Annotated in this window: 11 protein-coding genes; 3 read left to right on the forward strand and 8 right to left on the reverse strand. The window is 67.6% G+C overall.

Annotated features, from left to right (window positions below; all coding sequences use genetic code 11):
* Nucleotides 1–11 precede the first annotated feature (11 nt).
* Both KF941_RS04255 and KF941_RS04260 read left to right on the forward strand, forming a co-directional pair.
* The gene (locus KF941_RS04255; RefSeq protein ID WP_214272627.1) at nt 12–1,610 is read left to right on the forward strand and encodes a GMC family oxidoreductase N-terminal domain-containing protein; all 1,599 of its coding nucleotides are present in this window, start codon (nt 12–14) and stop codon (nt 1,608–1,610) included.
* Nucleotides 1,611–1,678: 68 nt separating this feature from the next.
* On the forward strand, nt 1,679–2,209 hold the full coding sequence (locus KF941_RS04260) for a DUF3016 domain-containing protein (RefSeq protein WP_214272628.1): 531 nt from the start codon (nt 1,679–1,681) through the stop codon (nt 2,207–2,209).
* Between the two features lie 35 nt (nt 2,210–2,244).
* On the opposite strand, the gene cbbX is transcribed toward KF941_RS04260, so the two are convergent.
* From cbbX to KF941_RS04295, 7 genes are all read right to left on the reverse strand, one after another.
* Nucleotides 2,245–3,171, reverse strand: coding sequence for a CbbX protein (cbbX, locus tag KF941_RS04265; RefSeq protein ID WP_214272629.1), 927 nt, complete (start codon nt 3,169–3,171; stop codon nt 2,245–2,247).
* Nucleotides 3,172–3,243: 72 nt separating this feature from the next.
* Nucleotides 3,244–3,633 (reverse strand): ribulose bisphosphate carboxylase small subunit, encoded by a 390-nt coding sequence (locus tag KF941_RS04270; RefSeq protein WP_036757651.1) that lies wholly within the window; start codon nt 3,631–3,633, stop codon nt 3,244–3,246.
* Between the two features lie 12 nt (nt 3,634–3,645).
* Nucleotides 3,646–5,109, reverse strand: a complete 1,464-nt coding sequence (locus KF941_RS04275; protein ID WP_036757650.1) for a form I ribulose bisphosphate carboxylase large subunit — start codon at nt 5,107–5,109, stop codon at nt 3,646–3,648.
* 15 nt (nt 5,110–5,124) lie between these two features.
* Nucleotides 5,125–6,204: a class II fructose-bisphosphate aldolase gene (gene fba, locus KF941_RS04280; protein WP_036757649.1), complete on the reverse strand. Its 1,080-nt coding sequence runs from the start codon at nt 6,202–6,204 to the stop codon at nt 5,125–5,127.
* Complete coding sequence (gene tkt, locus KF941_RS04285) at nt 6,204–8,207, reverse strand: transketolase (RefSeq protein WP_214272630.1); 2,004 nt, start codon at nt 8,205–8,207, stop codon at nt 6,204–6,206. Before tkt ends, fba begins: the two co-directional genes overlap by 1 nt.
* Nucleotides 8,208–8,221: 14 nt before the next feature.
* A complete protein-coding gene (locus tag KF941_RS04290; protein WP_036757648.1) occupies nt 8,222–9,094 on the reverse strand; it encodes a phosphoribulokinase in 873 nt (290 codons plus the stop codon).
* A 21-nt stretch (nt 9,095–9,115) separates the two neighbouring features.
* Nucleotides 9,116–10,108, reverse strand: a complete 993-nt coding sequence (locus KF941_RS04295; protein ID WP_214272631.1) for a class 1 fructose-bisphosphatase — start codon at nt 10,106–10,108, stop codon at nt 9,116–9,118.
* 93 nt (nt 10,109–10,201) lie between these two features.
* Here KF941_RS04295 and KF941_RS04300 point away from each other — a divergent pair, with 93 nt between their 5' ends.
* Nucleotides 10,202–11,131, forward strand: coding sequence for a LysR family transcriptional regulator (locus tag KF941_RS04300; RefSeq protein WP_214272632.1), 930 nt, complete (start codon nt 10,202–10,204; stop codon nt 11,129–11,131).
* 62 nt (nt 11,132–11,193) lie between these two features.
* Here the strand turns inward: KF941_RS04300 and KF941_RS04305 are convergent, their stop codons facing one another.
* Nucleotides 11,194–12,528 carry an MFS transporter gene (locus tag KF941_RS04305; RefSeq protein ID WP_036757645.1) on the reverse strand — a complete coding sequence of 445 codons (1,335 nt, stop codon included), beginning with the start codon at nt 12,526–12,528 and terminating at the stop codon, nt 11,194–11,196.
* Nucleotides 12,529–12,636: the final 108 nt, after the last annotated feature.

Raw genomic sequence — 12,636 nt, forward strand, 5'->3', positions numbered from 1 at the left:
TGGAGTGTCCGATGGAAAGCTACGACTATATCGTGATCGGCGCGGGCAGCGCCGGCTGCGTGCTGGCCAACCGCCTCAGCGCCGATCCCGGCAACCGGGTGCTGCTGCTCGAGGCCGGGGGGCGCGACAATTACCACTGGATCCATATCCCGGTCGGCTATCTCTATTGCATCGGCAACCCGCGTACCGACTGGGGTTTTCGCACCCAGCCCGAGCCGGGGCTGAACGGCCGCGCGCTGCTTTACCCGCGCGGCCGGGTGCTGGGCGGCTGTTCCTCGATCAACGGCATGATCTACATGCGCGGGCAGGCGGCGGATTACGACCATTGGCGCCAGCTCGGCTGCACCGGCTGGGGCTGGGACGACGTGCTGCCGCTGTTCAAGGCGCAAGAGGACCATTATCGCGGCGCCGACGACATGCATGGCGCCGGCGGCGAATTGCGGGTCGAGACGGCGCGGGTCCGCTGGGCCGTGCTCGACGCCTTCATGGAGGCGGCCGAGCAGGCCGGCATCCCACGGACCGAGGACTTCAACCGCGGCGACAACGAGGGCGGCGGCTATTTCGACGTGACCCAGCGCCGCGGCTGGCGCTGGAGCGCGGCGAAGGCCTTTCTGCGCCCGGTGCGCCACCGCCCGAACCTGCGCATCCTGACCGGCGCCGAGGTCGAGCGGCTGGTGATCGAGGCGGGCGAGGTCGCGGGCGTGGTCTTTCACCACCAGGGCCAGCGGCGCGAGGTCCGCTCCGCGCGCGAGACGGTGCTGGCCGCGGGCGCCATCGGCTCGGTGCAGATCCTCGAACATTCCGGCGTCGGCCGCGGCGAGGTGCTGCAGGCCGCCGGCATCGCGCCCCAGGTCGAGGTGCCCTCGCTGGGCGAGAACCTGCAGGACCACCTGCAATTGCGGCTGGTCTACAAGGTCCGCGGCGTGCCGACACTGAACGAAAAGGCCTCGCGCCTGATGGGCAAGGCGTCGATCGGGCTGGAATACCTGCTGAAACGCTCGGGCCCGATGTCGATGGCGCCCAGCCAGCTTGGCATCTTCACCCGCTCGGGGCCGGACAAGGCGACGCCGGACCTGGAGTTCCACGTCCAGCCGGTCAGCCTCGACAAGTTCGGCGACCCGGTGCATCCCTTCCCGGCGATGACCGCCTCGGTCTGCAACCTGCGGCCGGAAAGCCGCGGCTCGGTCCATGTCGCCGGGCCGGATTTCCGCGCCCATCCCGCGATCCGGCCGAATTACCTGTCGACCCAGGCCGACCGCGACGTGGCCGCGCGCGCCATCCGCCTGACCCGCAGGATCGCCGCGCAGCCCGCCTTCAACCGCTTCGACCCCGAGGAGCATATCCCCGGCATCGCCTTCCAGAGCGACGAGGATCTGGTCCGCGCCGCCGGCGCCATCGGCACCACGATCTTCCACCCGGTCGGCACCTGCCGCATGGGCGCCGACGACGCGGCGGTGGTCGACCCGCGGCTGCGGATGCGCGCGCTTGGCCGGCTGCGCATCGCCGACGCCTCGGTCATGCCGACCATCACCAGCGGCAACACCAACGCCCCGGTGATGATGATCGCCGAAAAGGCCGCGCGGATGATGCTCGAGGACGCCAGGGCCTGAACCCGGCTTTGACTTTTCGCGTCCCATGCCCATATCTTGGCACAGGGCTGGAAGCGCGGAGGCAAGCCATGCTCAGGACCATCTGCCTGTCCCTTTCCCTGGCGCTCGCCGCGCCTGCCGCCATGGCCGGGCCGGCCGCATCGGCCGGGGGAAACGTCACCGTCACCTATGTCGCGCCCGAGAGCTTCCGCGACCGCGAGTTCCGCCGCGAACGCAGCCGGACCTCGGCCCTGGCCGAGTTCGACCGCTGGTTTGCCGAGCTTGGCGCGCGCTCCCTGCCCGCCGGGCAAAGCCTTGCCATCGAGGTGCTGGACATCGACCTTGCCGGCGAGTTCGAACCCTGGCGCAGCGGCTTCAACGACGTGCGCTTCCTGCGCGACACCACGCCGCCGCGCATCCACCTGCGCTATCGGCTGATGCAGGGCGACACCGTCATCCGCGCGGGCGAAGAACGGCTGACCGACATGAACTATCTCTCGGACCCGCGCGGGCATGGCGACAGCCGGCGCTTCGTCTATGACAAGCTGATGGTGCAGGACTGGTTCCGCAAGACCTTCGCCACGCCGCGGCAACCCGCCCGTCCCGATCTTTCCGGCTGACCGGCAAGCCCCGGCAGGCCGCAAGCGGCCCGCCCTCAATCCTCGATCATGCGGCGGCTGCCGTCGATGTCCAACCCGCCGGAAAACACCCGGCTCGCGCGAATGTCGCTTTCGGTGATGGTGGACAGCGCCCGCGCATCGACCGGCACCTCGCCGGAAAACAGCCGGTTCGCCTGCCGCAGCCGTGCCCGGTCCAGCGCATTGCGGATCGAGCGGGCATTGGCGAAATGCGGCTGCTCGCGGCGCAGGCGGATATATTCCTCCATCGCCGCCCGCCCGGCCTCGTCGAAGACATAGCCCTGGTTCTCCAGCATCGCGGCCGAGATCCGCCCCAGCTCCTCGTCGGTATAGTCGGGAAATTCGATATGATGGGCGATGCGCGAGCGAAAGCCGGGATTGGCCGAGAAGAAGCGGTCCATCCGGTCGGCATAGCCGGCCATGATGACCACCAGGTCGTCGCGGTTGTTCTCCATCACCTGCAGCAGGATCTCGATCGCCTCCTGGCCATAGTCGCGCTCGTTGTCGGGCTTGTAGAGGTAATAGGCCTCGTCGATGAACAGGACGCCCCCCATGGCCTTCTTCAGCACTTCCTTGGTCTTGGGCGCGGTATGGCCGATATATTGCCCGACCAGGTCGTCGCGGGTCACGCTAACCAGGTGGCCCTTGCGCACATAGCCCAGCCGGTGCAGCAGCCCGGCCATCTTCAGCGCCACCGTGGTCTTGCCGGTGCCGGGATTGCCGGTAAAGCTCATGTGCAGCGTCGGCACCTCATGGGCCAGCCCCAGGTCGCGCCGCGCCCGGTCTACCAGCAGCAGCGCCGCCGTCTCGCGGATCCTCTGCTTCACCGGCGCCAGCCCGATCAACTCGCGGTCCAGTTCGTCCAGGATCTCGCGCACGCCCGAGGATTCATACTCGGCCTTCAGATCCACGGTCGCCAGCGTCTCGCCCATATCGCCGTCCATCAGCCTTTCTCCGTTTCACAAATACTCTCGGGGGGTCCGGGGGGCAGACAGCCCCCCGGTCCGGCAGTGCCGTCAGCCGATCATCTCGTGGGTATAGCGGATATGGCGGCCATCGGCCTCCATGCGCCAGGTCTTGAAGCTCGGCTCGTTTTCCGGGCGGTTGACGATGAAGGACATCATCACCGTCTCCCATCCGCGCGTGCTGTCGAAGGCGTTGATGCGGATATACTTGTCGCCATGCGCCTTGCGGCAGTCGTCCAGCTCCATCATCACGCCCTTGGCGTCCTTGAGGTCGAACATCGGGTTGCCCCACATCTCCCAATAGGTGTTGCGGGGATGGGGCTCGGAGGTCCATTCGATCCCGACCGCCCAGTCGCGCGACAGGATGTATTCCACCTGGTCGCGGATCTGCTCGTCGGTCAGGTCGGGCAGGAAGGAAAAGCAGCCCTGAGTGATACGCATCTGATCTCTCCCTTAGCTGACGGACGCGGTCGGAACGAAGTCCGAGGTGTCGGTCGAGGTATAGTTGAAGGTGATGTTGCCCCAGGTATCCAGCGCCGCTTCCAAGGGCTTGCACCATTTGGCGGCCTTGCGCAGGACTTCCGGGCCCTCATTGGCGATATCGACGCCCTCGTTGCGCGCCAGAACCATGGCCTCCAGCGCCACGCGGTTCGCGGTCGCGCCGGCCTGGATGCCCATCGGGTGGCCGATGGTGCCGCCGCCGAATTGCAGCACCACGTCGTCGCCGAACAGGTCCAGCAGCTGGTGCATCTGCCCGGCATGGATGCCGCCCGAGGCGACCGGCATCACCTTTTTCAGGTTGGCCCAGTCCTGCTCGAAGAAGATGCCGCGCGGCAGGTCCACCGCGTTCACCGTCTCGCGGCAGACGTTGTAATAGCCCTGCACGGTCATCGGGTCGCCTTCCAGCTTGCCGACGGCGGTGCCGGTATGCAGGTGATCGACCCCGGCCATGCGCAGCCACTTGGCGATGACGCGGAAGCTGATGCCGTGGTTCTTCTGCCGGGTATAGGTGCCGTGGCCGGCGCGGTGCATGTGCAGGATCATGTCGTTCTGCCGGCACCAGTTGCTGATCGACTGGATCGCGGTCCAGCCGACGATCAGGTCCACCATGACGATGACAGAGCCCAGCTCCTTGGCCAGTTCCGCGCGGCGATACATCTCTTCCATCGTGCCGGCGGTGATGTTGAGGTAATGGCCCTTGGTCTCGCCGGTGGCGGCGGTGGCCTTGTTCACCGCCTCCATGCAGTAGAGGAAGCGGTCGCGCCAATGCATGAAGGGCTGCGAGTTGATGTTCTCGTCGTCCTTCATGAAGTCGAGCCCGCCCTTGAGCCCCTCGTAGACCACGCGGCCGTAGTTCTTGCCCGACAGGCCCAGCTTGGGCTTGGTGGTGGCGCCCAGGAGCGGGCGGCCGAACTTGTCCAGGCGCTCGCGCTCGACCACGATGCCGGTGGGCGGGCCGGCGAAGGTCTTCATGTAGGCGACCGGAAAGCGCATGTCCTCGAGCCGCGCGGCCTTCAGCGGCTTGAAGCTGAAGACGTTGCCGATGATCGAGGCGGTGACGTTGGCGATCGAGCCTTCCTCGAACAGGATCAGGTCATAGGCGACATAGCAGAAATACTGCCCCGGCGTGCCCGGCACCGGCTCGACCTTATAGGCTTTCGCGCGATACTGGTCGCAGGCGGTCAGCCGGTCGGTCCAGACCACGGTCCAGGTCGCGGTCGAGCTTTCGCCGGCCACGGCCGCCGCCGCCTCGATCGGGTCCACGCCCTCTTGCGGGGTGATGCGGAACAGCGCCAGCACATCGGTGTCCTTGGGCTGGTAGTCGCCGTCCCAATAGCCCATCTGGGCGTATTTCAGCACGCCGGCGGCGTAGCGCTTTTTCTTGTCCGTGATTTCGGACTTGCTCATCTCGTTCATCGGGCTTCCTCCTCCTCAGGCGGCTTTCGCGCCAGTGATTGCCGGGTCCAGCGCCCCCGACGCATAGCGTTTGGCCATCTCGTCCATCGGGATGACCCTGATCTTGCTGGCGTGGCCCGCGGTGCCGAAACGCTCGAAGCGGTCGCGGCACAGCGCCGTCAGCTCCTTCATGGCCGGGATCATGAACTTGCGCGGATCGAATTCTTCGGGCTTGTCGCGGGCGATCTTGCGGAACTGCCCGGTCATCGCCATGCGGCAGTCGGTGTCGATGTTCACCTTGCGCACGCCGTGGCGGATGCCGCGCTCGATTTCCTCGACCGGGACGCCATAGGTCTGCGGCATCGCGCCGCCGGCATCGTTGATCAGATCCTGCAGGTATTGCGGCACCGAGCTGGAGCCGTGCATGACCAGATGCGTGCCGGGCAGGCGCTCGTGGATCGCCTCGATCACATGCATGGCCAGGATGTCGCCATCGGGCTTGCGGCTGAACTTGTAGGCGCCATGGCTGGTGCCGCAGGCGATGGCCAGCGCGTCGCAGCGGGTGCGCGAGACGAAGTCCACCGCCTGGTCCGGGTCGGTCAGCAGCTGGCTGTGATCGAGCTTGCCCTCGGCGCCCGAGCCGTCCTCGGCCGCGGCCTCGCCGGTCTCCAGGCTGCCCAGCACGCCCAGCTCGCCTTCGACCGAGGCGCCGACGGCATGGGCGGCCTCGGCCACCTTGGCCGTCACCGCGACGTTATAGTCGTAATCCGCGGGCGTCTTCATGTCCTCGTGCAGCGAGCCGTCCATCATCACGCTGGTGAATCCGTGGCGGATCGCCGACATGCAGGTGGCCAGGTTGTTGCCATGGTCCTGGTGCAGGCAGATCGGGATGGTCGGGTTCATCTCGGCCAGGGCCTCGACCATGCGGCGCAGCATGATGTCGCCGGCATAGGAGCGGGCGCCGCGGCTGGCTTGCAGGATCACCGGGGCATCGACCTCGGCCGCGGCCTTCACGATGGCCAGGCCCTGTTCCATGTTGTTGATGTTGAAGGCGGGCACGCCGTAGCCATGTTCGGCGGCGTGGTCCAGAAGCTGTCGCAGCGTGATGAGGGCCATCACTTTCCTCCCTGGATAAGCTGGTTGGCAAGGTCGGCGGCACGTTCGGCGGAGATGCCGAAATGCCGGTAAAGCGCGGGGGCAGGGGCCGAGGCGCCAAAGCCCGCCATGCCGATGAAGCCGTCGCCGGGGCGCAGGAACAGCCCGTCCCAGCCCTGGCGGATCAGCGCCTCGATGGCGATGCGCGGGGCGCGGCCCAGCACCGCCTCGCGCTCGGTCTCGGGACGCCGGGCGAACAGCTCGAAGCAGGGGGCCGAGACGACGGCGGCGCGCACGCCCTGCGCCGCCAGCAGGTCGGCGGCCTCCAGCGCGATCTCGATCTCGGAGCCGGTGGCGATCAGGGTCACGTCGCGCGCGCCCTCGGTCTCGCGCAGGACATAGGCGCCCTGGCGGCTCAGGTTCTCGTCATCGGCCTCCAGCCGCACGGCGGGCAGGTTCTGGCGCGACAGGCACAGGACCGAGGGCGTGGCGGGCGCGGTCAGCGCGATCTCCCAGGCCTCGGCGGTCTCGACGGCATCGGCGGGGCGAAAGACCATCAGGTTCGGGATCGCCCGCAGCGCCGCGACATGCTCGACCGGCTGGTGGGTCGGGCCGTCCTCGCCCAGGCCGATGCTGTCATGGGTCATGACATGGATCACCGGCACCCCCATCAGCGCGCCCAGCCGGATGGCGGGGCGGGAATAGTCGCTGAAGGCCAGGAAGGTGCCGCCATAGGGGATCAGCCCGCCATGCAGCGCGATGCCGTTCATGATCGCGGCCATGCCGTGTTCGCGGATGCCGTAATGGACATAGCGGCCCAGGCGCTCGGCCGGCGTCACCGAGACCATGCCCTTGCTGCGGGTGTTGTTCGAGCCGGTCAGGTCGGCCGAGCCGCCCACCGTGTTCGGCAGCGTGGCGTTCACCACCTCCAGCGCCATCTCGGACGCCTTGCGGGTCGCCACCTTGGGCCGGTCGGCGGCCAGTCTGGCGGTATAGTCGCGGATGGCGCTGCGCAGCGCCGCCGCATCGGGCGCGGCCAGCATGGCGTTGAAACGGCCCTGATCTGGGGACGTTTCCAGCCGCTTCTGCCATGCTGACCGCGCCTCGGCCCCTCGCGCGGAGACATTGCGCCAGGAGTCCAGGATGTCTTGGGGAATTTCGAAGGGCGGATGGCTCCAGCCCAGATGCGCGCGCGCCGCGGCGATCTCGTCGGCGCCCAGCGGCGCGCCATGCACGTCGTGGCTGCCCTGCTTGTTCGGCGCGCCATAGCCGATCACCGTCTTGCAGGCGATGAGCGAGGGGCGCTCGTCCGCGCGCGCGGCCTCGATGGCGGCGGCCACCGCCTCGCGGTCATGGCCGTCCACCGCCTGCACATGCCAGCCCGCGGCGGCAAAGCGCCCCAGCTGGTCGGTCGAGGTGGACAGGTCGGTATGGCCGTCGATGGTGATGCCGTTATCGTCCCACAGCAGGATCAACCGGCCCAGCCGCTGGTGGCCAGCAAAGTCGATGGCCTCGTGGCTGATGCCCTCCATCAGGCAGCCGTCGCCCGAGATGACATAGGTCCAGTGATCGACCAGCCCGTCGCCGAAGCGGGCGTTCATCATCCGCTCGGCCAGCGCCATGCCGACGGCGGTGGCGATGCCCTGGCCCAGCGGGCCGGTGGTGGTCTCGATCCCCTTGGCATGGCCATATTCGGGATGGCCGGCGGTGCGTGCGCCCAGCTGGCGGAAATTCCGCAGCTGGTCCATGTCCATGTCGTCATAGCCCAGCATGTGGTTGATCGCATAGACCAGCATCGAGCCATGGCCGGCCGACATCACGAAACGGTCGCGGTCGGGCCATGCGGCATCCGCCGGGTCGATCTTCATGAAGCGGTTGAACAGCACCGCGGCGACGTCGGCCATGCCCATGGGCGCGCCGGGGTGGCCGGATTTCGCCGCCTCGACCGCATCCATCGCCAGCGCACGGATGGCATTGGCCATCTGCGCCTCCATGCCGGTGTCGATCCTTGCCATCTGGTTCATGTTCTTCCCTCCCTTCAGGCGCGCTTCGATTCGTTGACCAGGCGCAGGATCATCGGCGTCAGGATCAGCTGCATGGCGAGGTCCAGCTTCGGCCCCGGAATGACGATGGAATTGGCGCGGCTCATCCACGAGCCCTGGATCATCGAGGTCAGATAGGGAAAATCGATGCCGCGCGGGTTCTTGAAGCGGATCACCACCAGGCTTTCGTCCGCGGTGGGGATCCAGCGCGCGATGAACGGGTCCGAGGTGTCCACCACCGGCACGCGCTGGAAGTTGATGTCGGTTTCGGTGAACTGCGGGCAGATCACATGCACATAGGCATGCATCCGGCGCAGGATCACGTCGGTCACGGCCTCGGTCGAATAGCCGCGGCTGGCCTTGTCGCGGTGGATCTTCTGGATCCACTCCAGGTTGATGACCGGCACCACGCCGATCTTCAGGTCGGCCTGGCCGGCGATGTCGATGCCGTCCGACCTGACCGCGCCATGCAGCCCCTCGTAGAACAGCAGGTCCGAGTCGGGGGCGAAATCCTCCCACGCGGTGAACTGGCCGGGGGGCGTGCCGTATTTCTCGGCCTCGCGGTCGTCGTGGACGTAATGCCGGGTCTGGCCGGTGCCGGTCTCGCCGTAGTGGCGGAACACCTGCTCAAGGCGCTCCAGCTCGTTGGCCTCGATGCTGAAATGGCTGAAGGTGTGGTCGCCCGTCTCGGTCCGGCGCGTCAGTTCCGCCTTCATCGCCGCGCGGTCGAAGCGGTGGAAGGCGTCGCCCTCGATGCTGACGGCGGTGATGCTTTCGCGGCGGAAGATCTGGTCGAAGGTGTTCTTGATCGTGGTGGTGCCTGCGCCCGACGAGCCGGTGACAGAGATGATCGGGTGTTTCTTGCTCATGGTGTCCCTTCTTTTTCCAGATCAGGCCCGGAACAGGCCGCGATGGCCGAACAGCGCCGAAACCTCGGTCTCGGGCAGTTCGTGATAGGCGGCGATGCGGGCGACCTTCTCGGCCGAGCCGAAGACGAAGGGCGTGCGCTGGTGCAGGCTCGCTGCGCCCTGGTCGAGGATCGGGACCAGCCCGTTGGTGGCGCGGCCGCCGGCCTGTTCGACCAGAAAGGCGATGGGCGCGCATTCGTAGAGCATGCGCAGCCGGCCCGAGCCGTAGCCCTTGCGCGCGTCGCCCGGATACAGGAACACGCCGCCCCGGATCAGGATGCGATGGGTTTCCGCCACCAGCGAGGCGATCCAGCGCATGTTGAAGTTCTGTTCCCGCGGGCCGTCGCTGCCGGCCAGGCAATCGTCGATATAGGCCCGGATCGGCTGCGGCCAATGCCGGTAGTTCGAGGCGTTGATGGCGAATTCCAGGGCGCTTTCGGGCATCTCCTGCCGGGCCATGACCAGCCGGAAGCCGTCGCTGTCGGGGTCCAGCGCGTAATGCTGCACGCCGTCGCCGAACGTCACCATCATGGCGCAGCGCGGGCCGTAGATGATATAGCCGCCGGCGATCTGCTGGCGCGCCGGGCGCAGGAAGCTGGCCTCGGCCGTCGCCTCGGCGGGGTAGATCGAAAAGATCGTGCCTATCGAGACATTGGTGTCGATGTTCGAAGAACCGTCCAGCGGGTCGATGGCGACGGCCAGGCGCCCCGCGGGGTCCAGCGCCACGGCCTCGTCCTGTTCCTCGGAGGCGAGCCAGCGCACCCCCGCGCCGGCCAGTGCCTGGCGGAACAGGTCGTCCGCCATCACGTCCAGCGCCTTTTGCCCGTCGCCATCCGCATTGGTCCCGACCGGCGAGGCAAGGTCGCCGCCCCGGCGGATGATCGCGGCAAGCCGGGCGCCGGCCTCGGCCATCGCCTGCATCACGGGCCGAAGCTCCTCGGGAATGCGGTCGGTCTGGATTGTCTCGGCGGTCATCTGCCCCTCCTCTGGCGCGTCCCGTCTTCTTGTTGACATGTCCAGATTTTAAGGAACATTTAATAATGCAAAAAAGTATTTCGGAAATTCTGAATGAAGCGGATCAGTGCCATTACCCTGCGCCAGCTGCGCGTGCTGCGCGCGGTGATCGACAGCGGTTCTCTGACGGGCGCCGCGGGGCAGCTCAGCCTCAGCCCGCCCGCGATCCACAGCCAGCTGCGCGCGCTGGAAGACCTGATGGGCGCGCCCATGGTGATCCGCGGCGAGCATGGCGCCTTCCTTGCCACCGAGGAGGGGCGGACGGTGCTGGAGGCCGAGGCGCAGATCGCCATCGCCCTGGAAACCTGCGCGCGGCGGGTGGCGGCGCTGCAAAGCGGCCATACCGGCAACGTCTCGCTGGGGGTGGTCTCGACCGGCAAGTATTTCGCGCCGCGCCTTGTCGCCGACCTGCGCCGCGCGCTGCCCGAGGTCGAGGTGACGCTGCGCATCGGCAACCGCGACGCGGTGATCCAGTGGCTGACCTCGCGCGCGCTGGACCTGGCGATCATGGGCCGGCCGCCGCGCAACCCGGCGGTGGTGGCCGAGCCCATCGGCCCGCATCCCCATATCATCGTCGCGCCCCCCGATCACCGGCTGGCCACAGCCGATCCGGCGACGCCGCGGGATCTGCTGGCCGAAACCTATCTGGCGCGCGAGCCGGGCTCGGGCACGCGGATCCTGATGACGCGCTTCCTGGACCGGATCGGCGACGGCACGCCCTGGCGCATGGTCGAGATGGGCACGAACGAGACCATCAAGCAGGCGGTGATCGCCGGGCTGGGCATTGCGCTGATCTCGCAGCATACCGTGACCGAGGAATTGCGCGCCGGCCGGCTGGTGGCGCTGAAGGCCGAGGGGCTGCCGATCCAGCGCAACTGGTTCCTGATCCGGCGCGAGGACATGGCGCTGTCGCCGGCGGGGCGGCGGGTGCATGACCATATCCTGGGGCTGAAGGGCACCTTCCTGCCCGCGGTCGAATCCTAGGGGCCGGCCGCGGCGGATCGCCGGCGGCCGGCCCCCTGGGCCTTGCCTTTGACCTTACGCGATCAGTCCTCCAGCGGCTTGCCGGCGGTCTCGCGCGCCATCAGCATGGCGACCAGCGCCAGCGCGGCGGCGCCGACCAGGTACCAGGCCGGCGCCAGCTTGCTGCCGGTCACGCTGATCAGCCAGGTCGCGACGAAGGGCGCGGTGCCGCCGAACAGCGCATTCGCCGCGTTGAAGCTGAAGGCGAAGCCGGAATAGCGCACGCGGGTCGGAAAGATCTCGGACAGGAAGCAGGGCAGGGTGCCGTCGTTGATGGTCAGCAGCGCGCCGAAGGCGATCTGGATCAGCACGATGGTGAGGAAGCTCGCGCCGTCGAGCATGCTGAACAGCGGCACGGTCAGTGCCATGAACAGCACCGAGGCGGTGATCAGCGCCGTCTTGCGCCCCAGCCGGTCCGACAGCATGCCCATCAGGAAGATCAGGAAGATGTAGCTGGCCAGCGAGATGCTGGTGGCCAGGAAGGCCTGCGCCTTGCCCATGCCCATCTCGGTCGAGAGATAGGTGGGCATGTAGCTGAGGATCAGGTAGAAGCCCACGGCGTTGAGGCAGGTGACGCCGAAGGCGATGGCGATCTGCCGGCGATGGTTGCGAAACAGCTCGCGCACCGGGGTGGCCTCGACGTGATGGGTCTTTTCCAGCTCGCGGAATTTCGGCGTATCCTCCAGCCGCAGCCGGATATAAAGGCCGATGAAGCCCAGCGGCAGCGCCAGCAGGAAGGGGATGCGCCAGCCGAAGCTTTGCATCTGCGCCTCGTCCAGGAAGGCGAAGAGCCCCGCCGACATCAGCGAGCCGGCCAGCAGCCCCGCGGCGGTCGAGGCCGGCACGATGCTGGTGTAAAGGCCGCGGCGGTGGGTCGGCGAATATTCGGCGATGAACGAGGTGGCGCCGGCATATTCGCCCGCGGCGGAAAAGCCCTGCACCATGCGCACCAGCAGCAGAAGCACCGGCGCCAGCAGGCCGATCTGGTGATAGGACGGCAGCAGCGCGATGACGGTGGTGGCGCCCGACATGATCAGGATCGACCAGGACAGCGCCGTGCGCCGCCCGACCCGGTCGCCGATCGCGCCCCAGATGATGCCGCCGACCGGGCGGATGATGAACGAGATGGCGAAGACCGCGAAGGTCGCCAGCAGCGCGCTGGTCGGCGCGATCTCGGGGAAGAAGGCATGGGCGATGACGGTGGCGAAATAGCCGTATGAGGCATAGTCGAACCATTCGACGAAATTGCCGACGAAGCTGGCGCCCAGCACCTTCCTGACGACATCGCGCGAGACCTCGGCGTCCGGCGCCGCATCCTGCGGCATGCCGGCCGCCGCGGCGAGCGTTGGATTGGACATTGATTACCCTCCCTTGGGTGTTCCTGCCGGCCTCCTCTGCCGGCAATGACCTTTCGGCCCGGCCCGCGGGGGATGCGGGCCGGTGGCGGCGGTCGGAACCGCCGTTAC

The organism is Paracoccus sp. pheM1 (assembly GCF_018499825.1).
GTDB lineage: Bacteria > Pseudomonadota > Alphaproteobacteria > Rhodobacterales > Rhodobacteraceae > Paracoccus > Paracoccus versutus.